Genomic DNA, 11,856 nt, shown 5'->3' with positions numbered 1-11,856 from the left:
CCGGCGCAGTAGGGGATGATCGAAGCATCATGCCTGAGGATGTCGCCACCACCGCCCCCGCGACGCTTCTCGAGCGCGCCCCCCGCCCCTTCGACGCCGACCAGGCGTTCGAGAACTTCTCCGAGTGGGCGGCCGACCGCGGCCTTCGCCTGTATCCGGCGCAGGAGGAGGCGCTCATCGAGATCGTCTCGGGCGCGAACCTCATCCTCTCGACGCCGACGGGCACGGGTAAGTCGCTCGTCGCGATCGGCGCCCACTTCGCCGCGCTCGCCCAGGGCAAGCGCAGCTACTACACCGCGCCGATCAAGGCACTCGTGTCGGAGAAGTTCTTCGCCCTCGTCGACATCTTCGGCGCCGAGAACGTCGGTATGGTCACCGGCGACTCGTCGGTGAACCCCGACGCGCCCATCATCTGCTGCACCGCCGAGATCCTCGCCAACGTTGCCCTGCGCGGCGGAGACCAGAGCGACGTCGACCAGGTCGTTATGGACGAGTTCCACTTCTACGCCGACCCCGACCGCGGCTGGGCCTGGCAGGTGCCGTTGCTCACGCTGCCGCACGTGCAATTCATCCTCATGTCGGCGACCCTCGGCGACGTCTCGCGCATCGCCGACGACCTGACGATCCGCACCGGTCGGGAGACCGCCGTCGTCACCGGCGTCGAGCGCCCCGTGCCGCTCGGCTACAGCTACGCCACGACGCCGGTGCACGAGACCATCGAAGACCTGCTGGCGACCGGCCAGGCGCCCATCTACATCGTGCACTTCTCGCAGCTCGCGGCGCTCGAACGGGCCCAGGCGATGACGAGCATCAAGATCGTCAGCCGCGAGCAGCGCGACGAGATCGCGGCGGCCATCGGCGACTTCCGGTTCACCACCGTTTTCGGTCAGACCCTCTCCCGGCTCATCCGTTCGGGCATCGGCGTGCACCACGCCGGCATGCTGCCCAAGTACCGCCGACTCGTCGAGCAGCTCGCGCAGCAGGGCCTGATGCGCGTGATCTGCGGCACCGACACTCTCGGCGTCGGCATCAACGTGCCGATCCGGACGGTGCTGTTCACGGCGCTCACCAAGTACGACGGCGTGCGGATGCGCCAGCTGACGGCGCGTGAATTCCACCAGATAGCGGGTCGCGCCGGTCGCGCCGGTTATGACACGGCGGGCACGGTGGTCGCGCAGGCGCCCGAGCACGAGAGCGAGAACGCCCGGCTCGTGGCGAAGGCGGGCGACGACCCGAAGAAGATCAAGAAGATCGTGCGCAAGAAGGCGCCGGACGGATTCGTGTCGTGGGGCGAGCCGAGCTTCAACCGCCTCATCGCCGCCGAGCCCGAGACGCTGAACTCGAGCATGCAGGTGAGCCACTCGATGATCCTCAACGTGATCGCGCGGGAGGGCGACGCGTTCCAGGAGATGCGCGACCTCATCTTCGAGAGCCACGACCCCTGGCCCAAGCAGCTCGCGATGGCGCGCAAGGCCCTGGCCATCTACCGCACGCTGCGCACGGCCGACGTCGTGACCCAGGTCCCACGGGCCGATCCCGTCGCGACGTCGCCGGCGCTGAAGTCGGCGCTCGAGGGTGTCGACGGTTTCGACAGCGGCGAGTACGAGGACTGGAACGCCGAACCCTCGGCAGCGGTCATCCATTACGACATCCGCCTCACCGTCGACCTCCAACCGAACTTCGCGCTGAACCAGCCGCTGTCTCCCTTCGCTCTCGCGGTCTTCGAACTTCTCGATCCCGAGTCGCCGAGCTACGCGCTCGACATGATCTCGATCCTCGAGGCGACGCTCGACGACCCCCGCCCGATCCTGTCGCAGCAGCAGTTCCTCGCCCGCGGTGAGGCCGTCGCATCGATGAAGGCCGAGGGCATCGAGTACGACCAGCGCATGGAGCTGCTCGAGCATGTGACCTGGCCGAAGCCGCTCGAGGAGCTGCTCGACGCGTCGTTCGAGCAGTACAGCGCCACCCAGCCGTGGATCGGCGACTTCGAACTCAGCCCCAAGTCGGTCGTGCGCGACATGTACGAGCGCGCCATGACATTCGCCGACTACGTGGGCTACTACAAGCTCGCGCGCAGCGAGGGACTCGTTCTGCGCTATCTCAGCGACGCCTACCGCGCGGTGCGGCAGACGGTCCCCGACGAGGCCAAGACCGAGGAGCTGCTCGACCTCATCGAGTGGCTGGGCGAACTGGTACGGCAGGTCGACTCCAGCCTCGTCGACGAGTGGGAGCAGCTGATCAACCCGACCGCGCCCGGCGAGAAGCCGGTGCTGCCGCCCGCGCCGCCGTCGATCCTCACCAACCCTCGGGCGTTCCGGGTGCTCGTGCGCAACGAGCTGTTCCGTCGGGTGCAGCTCGCCGCCTTGGACAAGTACGAGGAGCTCGGTGCTCTGGATGCCGCGTCGGGATTCACCGCCGACGTGTGGGGCGACGCCATGGACTCGTACTTCGACGTGCACGACGACCTCGCGACCGACAGCGACGCCCGCAGTTCGGCGATGCTCATCGTCGAGGAGGGCGCCGAGGTCTGGACGGTGCGCCAGATCTTCGCCGACCCCGCCGGCGATCACGACTGGGGCATCAGCGCCACCGTCGACCTCGCCGAGTCGGCGGAGCTGGGCGTGGCGGTGGTCAAGGTGACGGCGGTCGGCCGTCTCGACGCGTTCGCCTGAGAGCCCCCGATCAGTAGACGGTGCGCTCCAGGAACGCGTTGCCGAACTTGCGCTGCGGGTCGAGCCGGCCGGCCAGTTCGCGGAAATCGGCGATTCGCGGAAAGAGCGGCTCGAGCTCGGACCGCTCGGCGACGAACACCTTGCCCCAGTGCGGCCGTGCTCCGAGTGGGAGCAGCGCCGCCTCGATCTTGGGCAGCAGGGCGCGCACCTCGGCGGCGAGCGGCTTCCAGGTGAAGTGGATGCCGACCGCGTCGGTCTCGTGGGCGCCGCTCAACCAGAGCGAATCGGCCGCCATGGTGCGCAGCTCGGTGACGAGCAGCAGCGGCGCGATGCGAGGCCCGAGCGCGCGCACGGCCTCGATCGCCGCGACGGCGTTGCGGCGCGGCACGAGGTACTCGCTCTGCAGCTCGTCTCCGTTCGACGGGGTGAAGCCGAGCTTGAAGTGCGCGAGCCGGTCGCTCCACGGCCCCGCGATGCCGCCCTGTTGGGTGACGTTCGACGCGGGCTGATCGGGCAGCATGTGCCGCCCGGCGACCTGCCGCTCGGCGCCGAGGATCCGCTCGGGGGGCGCCGCGGCATCCATTCGGCTCTTGATCCACACGGTGGCGAGGGTGTCGCCGAGCCAGTCCGTGAACAGGCTGACGCTGTAGGCGCTCGAGGTGACGGCGTCGAAATTCGCGAGCAGGTCGGAGAAGGCGAGGTCGTCGTAGAGGTCCTGGCGCACGTCGAACGTGGGCTGGATGTCGAGGCTCACGCGCGTGACGATGCCGAGAGCGCCGAGCGAGACCACGGCGCCGTCGAAGTCGGGCTGGCCGCGGCGCAGCGTGAGCAGCTCGCCCGACGCGGTCACGATCTCGAGGGCGGAGACCGCGGCGGAGAGCGTGCCGTTGGCGTCTCCCGAGCCGTGGGTGCCGGTGGCGACCGCGCCGGCGACCGAGATGTGCGGCAGCGAGGCGAGGTTGTGCAGCGCCCACCCCGCGCCCTGCAACCGGGTGGCGAGGTCGCCGTACCGCACGCCTCCGCCGACCGTGACGGTGCGCGTATGCGGATCGATCTCGATCGGCGCATCGAGCAGGTCGAGGCTGACGAGCGTCCCGGGGGAGTCCGCCAGGTCGGTGAACGAGTGGCGGCTGCCCAGCGCCCGCACCCGCGTCGCCGCCGCGACGACGTCCTGCACCTCGCCCACGGTCGTCGGACGCGCAAGCGTCTCCGCCGTGTACTCGTAGCTTCGGGCCCAGTTCTCACCGACGTTGGTAGACATTGCTCCATTCTGCACCGGCCCCGGATCGTAGACTGACCACATGCTCGGTCGCGCGAAAGTCTGGCTCACCGACTACGCCTACGCGGCCCGGGTGAGCCTCGGCGCCACGCTCCGTCACCGCACCGTGCCCAAGCCGCGCGGCCACCTCGCGCCCGTCCTGCTCATTCCCGGCGTCTACGAGCGCTGGCAATTCCTGCGCGCAGCCGGCGGACGCCTCGCCCGCGCCGGACACCCTGTGCACGCCGTCGAACTGCTCGGCCGCAACATCGACGCGATTCCGGATGCCGCGGCCACCGTGCAGCGCTACGTCGACGAGCACGACCTGCGCAACGTCATCATCGTCGCCCACAGCAAGGGCGGGCTCATCGCCAAGCACATGATGCTCTTCGACGACGTCGAGGGGCGCATCGACCGGCTGGTGGCGATCGCGTCGCCGTTCCAAGGCTCGAGCCTGTCGAAGTACATGCCGGTGCGGCCGCTTCGTGCGTTCATCCCGACCGATACGACCCTCGCCCTGCTCGCCGCCAACGCCGAGGTGAACTCGCGCATCGTCTCGGTCTACGGCGAGTACGACCCGCACATCCCCGCCGGCAGCGAACTGCCGGGCGCGACGAACGTGCGGGTGCCCGTGGACGGGCACTTCCAGCTCCTCGTCGACCACCGCGTGCTCGACGAAGTCGAAGCCGCGGTGAACTCGACACCCGCGGCGGAATGAAACCGCCCGCCTGGTGTTGACTACGAGCATGACGCGAAATCAACGCTTGGTGCTCTCGATCGCGGTACTCGCGTCGTTCGTCACCTTCCTCGACGGCTCGGTGATCAACGTGGCGCTGCCCGCGATCGAGAAGGAACTCGGCGGGGGCATCACGACACAGCAGTGGGTCGTCGACGCCTACGCCATCACCCTGGGCACGCTCATCCTGCTGGCCGGGTCGCTCTCCGACACGTTCGGACGCTGGGTCGTGCTCAAAGCCGGCCTCTACGGCTTCGCGGTGACGTCGGTGCTCATCGCGCTCGCGCCCACGGCCGAGTCCCTCGTCATCCTGCGCGGGGCCCAGGGCATCGCGGGTGCACTGTTGGTTCCGAGCTCGCTCGCGATCATCATCGCGACCTTCCGGGGTGCACCGCAGGCGAAGGCGATCGGCACCTGGACGGGGTGGACGAGCGCCGCGTTCCTGGTCGGCCCCCTGCTCGGCGGCCTCTTCGTCGACTACCTCAACTGGCGCCTCGTCTTCGCGATCAACATCATCCCGATCGCAGTCACGCTCGTGCTGATCGCCCGCCTCGGCGAGAAGAACGTGCGCCCGGAGGGCGGCGGGATCGACTGGTTCGGAGCCGTGCTCGGCATCGTCGGCCTCGGCGGTCCGGTCTTCGCACTCATCGAGCAGGCAAACTTCGGCTGGTCGAGCCCGGCGATCTATCTACCGTTCGTGCTCGGCCTGATCGCACTGCTCGCGTTCATCCTGCGTCAGCGCACCACCCGGCACCCGATGGTGCCGCTCGGGTTGTTCAGCGTGCGCAACTTCTCGGTCGGAAACGTCTCCACCACCCTGGTCTACGGCGCGCTGTCGCTCGGCGGATTCATCGTGACCGTGTTCCTGCAGCAGGTGGGCGGCTTCTCGGCGACGGCCGCGGGACTGGCCTTCCTGCCCATGACGCTGATCAGCATCGCGCTCTCCTCGTTCTTCGGAGCCCTCGCCGGCAAGTACGGCCCGCGCCTGTTCATGGGTCTCGGCCCGATCGTCGGTGGCATCGGCTACCTGCTGATGCTCGGCATCGGCGACGACGTGAACTACTGGACCCAGGTCTTCCCCGGCGTCGTGGTCTTCGCGCTCGGCCTCACGATGACCGTCGCACCTCTCACCTCGGCGATCCTCGGGTCGATCTCGCCGGAGCAGTCCGGCATCGGTTCGGCGATCAACAACGCGATCTCGCGCATCGCCGGTCTGATCGCGATCGCCTTCGTCGGCGTCATCGTGGGCTCGCAGTTCACGGTCGACTCGTTCCACCGCGGACTCCTCGTCACCGCGGTGCTGCTCATCCTCGGCGGCATCGTCTCCCTCATCGGCATCAGCAACCCCGTGCACGAGAAGGTGCCCGAGAAGAAATAGCGGTCGTCGGGCGCCGTCGAGTTCGCGGCGGTAGTCGCGCCCTGTGGAGAACTAGGCCGCGAGCGCGAGCAGGGCGACGTTCACCAGCGCCGCGGCCATGATCAGCTGGAACAGCAGCCGGGTGGGCGGCCGCGTCAGGGCGAGCACACCACACACCGCGGCCAGCCCCAGAGTGACGACGAGTCCGACCCACTGCACGACGCCCGGGTTTCCCGCGCCGAAGACGACGAGAACGGATGCCACGCCCAACGCGCCGGCGATGGTGAGCCCGCTCGCCCGCCGGCCCAGACGGTGGGGGAGCCCGGCGACCCCCGTGGCCGCGTCGTCGGCGAGGTCAGGCAGCACGTTTGCGAAGTGGGCGGAGACGCCGAGCAGGGCGCCGGCCGCGAGCATCCACCACGGCGCGAACCGCGGCGTCTCGGCGGCGAGGGTCACTATGGCGGGCAGCAGGCCGAAGCTCACGACGAACGGCAGCACCGAGAACGGCGACCGCTTCAGCCACGCGTTGTAGGCCCATGCCGAGGCGATGAACACGAGATGGGCCACCGTCGCGCCCCAGCCGAGCGGCACGGTGAGCAGCACAGCCACGACCGCCGTGACGATCGACACCGTTCGCACCGTGCCGACGTCGATCCAGCCGCGGGCGATCGGTTTGTCGCGGCGGCCGACCGCGGCGTCCCGTTCCGCGTCGATCCAGTCGTTCGAGAGGCCGACCGAAATCTGGTTGAGAAACACGGCCATCGTCACGAGCGCGAGACGCCACGCGTCGAGCCCGGCTCCGAGGGCGAGAACCGCCGTGACCACGGTCACGGCGACCGTCGGACCGGGGTGTGTCGATAACGCGAGTGCTACGGGGCGGGCTGGCGCGTTATCGGGCATATCAAATGCTATTCCGATACCGTTGCCAGATGCCCACCACGCCGCACGCCAGCGACCTCGCCTCGATTCTCCCCGGAGTCTGGAACGTGCGAGCCACCAACTTCCCGATGTGGCTGAACCGCGAGCGCAAGTCCCCCCGGTTCAGTTACGACCTCGTCAGCGAGAACCCGCTGACCCTGCGCGACGACGTGAGCTACTTCACCGCCGACAACCAGGAGAAGCACGTGGTCGGCACCGACAAATGGGCCGACGACCACTTCGTCTGGCGCGGCAAGAGCCTGCTGAAGTTGGCCCGTAGCCGCTGGGCGGTCACGGGTAAGAACGATGCCTCGACCGTGCTCGCGATCCGTTTTGAGAAGACGGCGTTCACCCCCGCGGGCATCGACGTCATCGTGCGGGAGGCCGTCGAGATCGACGAGCTGCGCAGTCTCGTCGCCCGCAACACCGAGCAGTTCGGGCTCACGGCCGAGGACTTCGCCTCGCTGACCTGGCTCGACTGACCCCTCCTCCCCGGACATGGATCTGCGCGTGTCGCCGGCACTGACGATCCCGGCGGCGGAACTCGGCTGGCGCTTCTCCCGGTCGTCGGGCCCGGGCGGGCAACACGTCAACACGTCGGACAGCCGCGTCGAACTGTTCTGGAACGTGGCCGAGTCGACCGTGCTCTCCGACGCGCAACGCGCCCGATTGGGCGACCGGCTCGACGCCCGGCTCGTCGGGGGTGTGGTCACCGTCAGCGCCTCAGAGCAGCGTTCCCAGTTGCGCAATCGCGAGGTGGCCCTGGAAAAACTCGGGGAGCTGGTGGCCACCGCCCTCGCCCCGGATGCGCCGCCGAGACGACCGACGAAACCGACGAAGGGCTCGGGGAGGCGACACCTCGCGGCGAAGCAGCAGCGCTCGGCGACGAAGCGCCAGCGCCAGCGCCCGCTCGCCGAATAGCCCCGCCGGGACCGGCCCTAGTAGTCCAGCGCCGCCAGAACCGCCGCCGGCTGCTCCACGTTGCCGAAGTGGCCGCAGTCGGCGATGACCGTGGTCGTGCAGCGACGCACCACCCGGGCGAGCCGTTCGAGGTCGCCGTCGGTGACGAACACGTCGTTGTCGCCCTTCGTAGCGAGCACCTCGCACTCGATCAGCGACCAGCGGGCGTCGGCGTCGTAGCCACGCGTCACGTCGCCGGCGGTGACGAACGAGCGCGGACGCAGTTCGGTGGCGAGCGCGTCGATCACCGTGTCGTCGACGCGCGTCGGGTGCCGGAACAGCGGCGAGGTCGCGAACCGCAGGATGCCCAAGGCGCGTAGGCCGCGCACCGCGGCGAGGGCCACGGGCTGGATCGGCGCGAGCAGCCGCATAAAGAAGCGCAGCAGCACGAAGCCGGGGATGACCCGCAGCCCGTGCCACGGGCGGGCGACGGCGTCGATCACCGACCACGTCGTCCCCGAGACGAGAGCGACCGAGTGCACGCTTTGCGGCCAGATCGACGCCATGTGCAGGGCGATGAAGCCGCCGAGCGAGTGCCCCACGAGGTCCCACTCCGTGTAGCCGAGCTCGAGGGCCATGTCGCGCACGAGCTCGCAGACTGTGTCGAGCGTGAGCGGCGCGTCGCCCGGGGCCGGAGTCGCGTCGCCCCAACCGGGCAGGTCGAGCAGTACGGGGTTGACGATCGTGATGCCCGCCTCGTCCGCGGCGGCGAGCATCGGCGTCCAGGTCGTCCACGAACCGGCCGCGCCGTGCAGGAAGATCGTGGCCCTGGTCGACGTGCGCTGCGGTCGGTGACGCGCGACGATCCGTGCGGTACCGGTGCGCGGGTAGACCGTCGTCTCCACAAACCCGAGGGACGTTTCATCCGTCTCGAGGGGGAACGGCGCGTAGGCCGGCGTGGAGGTCAACATTCGCGCCAGCCTACCGAGGTTGCGCCGACCGCACCGCCCCGCAAACCGGGGTCAGGACCGTCGGCGCCCGGGGTCAGCGGGGCAGAAACCCCTTGCCGAGGAAGGCCGCGTAGCGCCCGGCCGCGGCGTCGAACCGGCGCAGCGACGCGGCAGACAGCGGCTCGAACGGCCGGGGTTCGACCGAGACGCCCTTTGCCGTGGTGGTGCGCCGCCACGTTCCGACCACCTCGCCGCCCACCACGATCGTGGGCATAAACATGCCGTTCTTGCCCGGCACGATCAGCTCGAAGTGTTCGGGCGCGAGCGCGGCCCCGCGGTCTTGGTAGCCGAGCAGGTACTCGTCGAATCCGGGAAGGACCAGAACCCCGGATGCCGCGGCCACCGCATCGCGCGGCACGAAGTACCGGGTTCCGCCGAGGTCGATCTCGTCGAGCCGGTCTCGCGCGATGGCGAGACCCGCACGCGCGTCGCCCAGCGTCAGCGACGACCACCAGGCGAAGTCGCGCACCGTGGCCGGCCCGTGCCCGGTGAAATACCGCAGCGCGAACTCGCCGAGCGCCTCGTCGCGCTCGAGGACGCGTGGCGCCGCGACCCACTCGTCGAGCAGCACGAAGGTCTGCTGGTCGGCCTTGCCCGCCTCGCCGGCCTGCAGGGGGCCGAACACCAGCACGCCCCACAGCGCGAGCCGGCCGAGAAGGTGTGCGCCGCGCTGCCCCGCGACCGGGATGCCGCCGGTCTCGAAGCGCTCGAGCAGGTCGGCACGCGAGAGCGCCCGCCCGCCGCCCAGTTCGGCGACGGCGATGTCGCGGGCCAGCTCGAAGTCCGCCTCGACCAGTTCGAGCTGCCGGTGCCGCCCGGCCGCGCTGCGGATGATGCGCTCGGAGGTGAGCGAGAGCATCCAGCCGAGGTCTTCCGGCGCGACGAAGTGCAGTGTGCCGCGCATGGGCCACGAGCGCACGATCTCGCCGGCCGCGAGGGCGGCCTCGACCGTGGCATCTGTACTACCGGGCGTGCGCAGGCCGACCGACCACTTGGCGCCCGCGAAGTCCTGCGCCTGCATGGCGAGCAGGTGCCGCACGGTGGACGCGACCGTCGCCGTTGCGGTACCGGTCGACGCCCCGACGGCGGGCGAGATGCGCTGCGTGGCGAGCCGCAGGCGGGCGATGTCGCGGCGGTGGGCCGGGTAGCTGCGCGTCATCACCACAGTATGGCCCGGGCCTACGACGCGGCGGTCGCCTTCGCGATGGCGTCGGCGGCACGCACGAGGGAGAGGTGCGAGAACGCCTGCGGGGTGTTGCCGGCCTGGCGGTTGCCGAGCACGTCGTACTCCTCGCTGAGCAGACCGACGTCGTTGCAGTACCCCACCAAGCGGTCCATCAGCTCCGTGGCATCCGGCAACCGCCCCGACAGCGCGTACTGCTCGACGAGCCAGAACGAGCAGGCGAGAAACGGGTTCTCGCCCGCGGGGAGGCCGTCGACGCCGGACTCCGAGCGGTAGCGCAGCAGCAGCCCGTTCTCGAGCAGTTCGTTCTCGATCGCGGCGACGGTGCCCAGCATCCGCGGGTCGGTGGCCTCGATGTAGCCGGCCTGCACGAGCTGCAGCAGCGACGCGTCGACCGCCGTGCTTCCGTAGTACTGCGTGTAGGTGTTGCGTTCGGTGTCGAAGCCCTGGGTCTCGATCTCGTCGCGGACCTCGTCGCGCATCCGCTCCCAGCGCTCGACCGGGCCGTCGAGGCCGAAGTCGCGCACCGCGCGGACCGCGCAGTCGAAGGCCGCCCAGAGCATCACCCGGGAGTGCGTGAAGTGCCGCTGCGGGCCGCGGATCTCCCAGATCCCGTTGTCGGGACGCTGCCAGTTCTCCTCGACGAAGCTCATGATCGCGCGCTGCACGGGCCAGGAGAAGTCCTTCTCCTCGCCGTTGGCCTGGCGGGCCCGTTCGAGCGCGAGCATCACCTCGCCGAACACGTCGCCCTGGTACTGGGTGAACGCCCCGTTGCCGATGCGCACGGGGGAGGCGCCGTCGTAGCCGGGGAGGCTCGGAACCTCGTATTCGATGAGCCGGCGCTCGCCCGACAGTCCGTACATGATCTGCACGTCGCCGGGGTCGCCGGCGATCGCGCGCAGCAGCCAGCCGCGCCACGGGTCTGCCTCGCTGTCGAATCCGTGGTCGAGCAGCACGTGCAGGGTGAGCGAGGCGTCGCGCAGCCAGACGTAGCGGTAGTCCCAATTGCGGGTGCCGCCGAACTCCTCGGGCAGGCTCGTGGTCGCGGCGGCGACGATGCCGCCCGTGTCCTCGTGGCTGAGGGCGCGCAGCACCAGCAGCGAACGGCGCACGGCCGAGGCGTACTGCGGGGCGGCGGCCGCGGCCGAGGCCCAGTGGGTCCACCATTTTTCGGTGTCGCGGATGCGGCTGCTCACGTTGAGCGCGCGGGGTGCCCTGCGGTGCGCGGGATACCACGTGAGCACGATGTCCACGGTCTCGCCCGCGGCCACCGTGAACTCCGAAACGTGCGTGTGGTCGGCCGCGCGCAGCTCGGGCCCGCGCACCACGATGGCGTCGGGGCCGGCCACCGCGATGACGGCGTTCCCGCCGGCATCCGGCACCTGTCGAAGCCACGGCATCGCGGCACCGTAGTCGAAACGGATGCGCAGGTCCTGCACCATGTCGACGGTGCCAGAGACACCGACCACGCGGCGGATGACATCCGCGCGACGGTCGCCGTGCGGCATGAGGTCGATGACGTCGACGGTTCCGGTGGGGGTCACCCAGCGGGTGACGAGGGTGAAGGTGTCGTCGACGTAGCTGCGGCTGTTACTGACTCCCGGCGTGCCGTCGGTCGACGCGGCGGGGGCGACCAGCCAGCGACCGTGGTCTTCGGTGCCGAGCAGGGCGCCGAAGGTCGAGGCGGAATCGAAGCGCGGCAGGCACAACCAGTCGATACTGCCGTCGCTGCCGACGAGGGCTCCCGTGTGGCAATCACCGATCAGGGCATAGTCTTCGACGCGCAAGGGCATCCGGTAATGCTAAACGGTGCGCGGCGGGG

10 protein-coding genes are annotated in these 11,856 nt (G+C 69.8%); 5 read left to right on the top strand and 5 right to left on the bottom strand.

Annotation, left to right across the window (positions count from 1 at the left end; all coding sequences use genetic code 11):
* Positions 1-29 precede the first annotated feature (29 nt).
* Positions 30-2,672: a DEAD/DEAH box helicase gene (locus tag IEV96_RS05615; RefSeq protein ID WP_188509675.1), complete on the top strand. Its 2,643-nt coding sequence runs from the start codon at positions 30-32 to the stop codon at positions 2,670-2,672.
* Between the two features lie 10 nt (positions 2,673-2,682).
* Here the strand turns inward: IEV96_RS05615 and IEV96_RS05610 are convergent, their stop codons facing one another.
* The gene (locus IEV96_RS05610; protein WP_229733080.1) at positions 2,683-3,933 is read right to left on the bottom strand and encodes an FAD-binding protein; all 1,251 of its coding nucleotides are present in this window, start codon (positions 3,931-3,933) and stop codon (positions 2,683-2,685) included.
* Positions 3,934-3,973: 40 nt separating this feature from the next.
* Here IEV96_RS05610 and IEV96_RS05605 point away from each other — a divergent pair, with 40 nt between their 5' ends.
* Both IEV96_RS05605 and IEV96_RS05600 read left to right on the top strand, forming a co-directional pair.
* On the top strand, positions 3,974-4,648 hold the full coding sequence (locus IEV96_RS05605) for an esterase/lipase family protein (RefSeq protein WP_188509673.1): 675 nt from the start codon (positions 3,974-3,976) through the stop codon (positions 4,646-4,648).
* A 28-nt stretch (positions 4,649-4,676) separates the two neighbouring features.
* A complete protein-coding gene (locus IEV96_RS05600; protein WP_188509672.1) occupies positions 4,677-6,044 on the top strand; it encodes an MFS transporter in 1,368 nt (455 codons plus the stop codon).
* A gap of 51 nt (positions 6,045-6,095) precedes the next feature.
* On the opposite strand, the gene IEV96_RS05595 is transcribed toward IEV96_RS05600, so the two are convergent.
* On the bottom strand, positions 6,096-6,923 hold the full coding sequence (locus tag IEV96_RS05595) for a UbiA family prenyltransferase (RefSeq protein ID WP_188509671.1): 828 nt from the start codon (positions 6,921-6,923) through the stop codon (positions 6,096-6,098).
* 29 nt (positions 6,924-6,952) lie between these two features.
* Here IEV96_RS05595 and IEV96_RS05590 point away from each other — a divergent pair, with 29 nt between their 5' ends.
* Together IEV96_RS05590 and arfB are read left to right on the top strand one after the other, a co-directional pair.
* Complete coding sequence (locus tag IEV96_RS05590) at positions 6,953-7,423, top strand: hypothetical protein (protein WP_188509670.1); 471 nt, start codon at positions 6,953-6,955, stop codon at positions 7,421-7,423.
* A 16-nt stretch (positions 7,424-7,439) separates the two neighbouring features.
* On the top strand, positions 7,440-7,862 hold the full coding sequence (gene arfB, locus IEV96_RS05585; protein ID WP_188509669.1) for an alternative ribosome rescue aminoacyl-tRNA hydrolase ArfB: 423 nt from the start codon (positions 7,440-7,442) through the stop codon (positions 7,860-7,862).
* Between the two features lie 17 nt (positions 7,863-7,879).
* Here arfB and IEV96_RS05580 read toward each other — a convergent pair whose 3' ends face one another.
* From IEV96_RS05580 to IEV96_RS05570, 3 genes are all read right to left on the bottom strand, one after another.
* Complete coding sequence (locus tag IEV96_RS05580) at positions 7,880-8,812, bottom strand: alpha/beta fold hydrolase (RefSeq protein WP_188509668.1); 933 nt, start codon at positions 8,810-8,812, stop codon at positions 7,880-7,882.
* A 73-nt stretch (positions 8,813-8,885) separates the two neighbouring features.
* The gene (locus tag IEV96_RS05575; RefSeq protein ID WP_188509667.1) at positions 8,886-10,010 is read right to left on the bottom strand and encodes a winged helix DNA-binding domain-containing protein; all 1,125 of its coding nucleotides are present in this window, start codon (positions 10,008-10,010) and stop codon (positions 8,886-8,888) included.
* 20 nt (positions 10,011-10,030) lie between these two features.
* A complete protein-coding gene (locus IEV96_RS05570) occupies positions 10,031-11,827 on the bottom strand; it encodes a glycoside hydrolase family 15 protein (RefSeq protein ID WP_188509666.1) in 1,797 nt (598 codons plus the stop codon).
* Between the last annotated feature and the right edge of the window lie 29 nt (positions 11,828-11,856).

Source organism: Conyzicola nivalis, assembly GCF_014639655.1.
In the GTDB taxonomy this organism is placed as follows: domain Bacteria; phylum Actinomycetota; class Actinomycetes; order Actinomycetales; family Microbacteriaceae; genus Conyzicola; species Conyzicola nivalis.
Note: the sequence above shows the minus strand (reverse complement) of the source record. Positions and strands in the feature narration are given on the sequence as shown.

Coding starts and splice junctions, on each gene's coding strand:
- IEV96_RS05615 (WP_188509675.1), top strand. CDS start 30: ATGCCTGAGGATGTCGCCACCACCGCCCCCGCGACGCTTCTCGAGCGC.
- IEV96_RS05610 (WP_229733080.1), bottom strand. CDS start 3,933: ATGTCTACCAACGTCGGTGAGAACTGGGCCCGAAGCTACGAGTACACG.
- IEV96_RS05605 (WP_188509673.1), top strand. CDS start 3,974: ATGCTCGGTCGCGCGAAAGTCTGGCTCACCGACTACGCCTACGCGGCC.
- IEV96_RS05600 (WP_188509672.1), top strand. CDS start 4,677: ATGACGCGAAATCAACGCTTGGTGCTCTCGATCGCGGTACTCGCGTCG.
- IEV96_RS05595 (WP_188509671.1), bottom strand. CDS start 6,923: ATGCCCGATAACGCGCCAGCCCGCCCCGTAGCACTCGCGTTATCGACA.
- IEV96_RS05590 (WP_188509670.1), top strand. CDS start 6,953: ATGCCCACCACGCCGCACGCCAGCGACCTCGCCTCGATTCTCCCCGGA.
- arfB (WP_188509669.1), top strand. CDS start 7,440: ATGGATCTGCGCGTGTCGCCGGCACTGACGATCCCGGCGGCGGAACTC.
- IEV96_RS05580 (WP_188509668.1), bottom strand. CDS start 8,812: ATGTTGACCTCCACGCCGGCCTACGCGCCGTTCCCCCTCGAGACGGAT.
- IEV96_RS05575 (WP_188509667.1), bottom strand. CDS start 10,010: ATGACGCGCAGCTACCCGGCCCACCGCCGCGACATCGCCCGCCTGCGG.
- IEV96_RS05570 (WP_188509666.1), bottom strand. CDS start 11,827: ATGCCCTTGCGCGTCGAAGACTATGCCCTGATCGGTGATTGCCACACG.